We start from the raw sequence: 285 nt of genomic DNA on the forward strand, positions 1-285 counted from the left end.
ACCAGATCGTGGGCCAGTGCCTGGTTGATGTTTACCGTGAAGGTCGGTTTGACGTTCTCGGCCACCGAAGGCTGGTCGGCGGTGATGGTGACCTTGACCAGGTCGCCTTCGTTGTTGCCGCCTGGGTTGCCCGGCGTACCTGGCTCGTCGGTGACCGTGGTGCTGACCGGAGTCTTGTCCAGGGTCAGTTGTTCGAACTTGCCGACGTCGGTGCCACTGACCGATGCGATCGACTTGATCACGGCGTCGTTAGCGCCGACATAGACGTTGTCTGGTGCAGTGACA

At 60.7% G+C, this 285-nt stretch carries 1 protein-coding gene; it reads right to left on the bottom strand.

Annotated features, from left to right (window positions below; translation table 11 throughout):
- Positions 1 to 285: hypothetical protein (locus QSV36_RS14700; protein ID WP_289132661.1), on the bottom strand; the 285-nt coding region annotated here is incomplete at both ends.

Origin of the sequence: Pseudomonas sp. BCRC 81390, assembly GCF_030341915.1 — a bacterium.
Taxonomy (GTDB): Bacteria; Pseudomonadota; Gammaproteobacteria; order Pseudomonadales; family Pseudomonadaceae; genus Aquipseudomonas.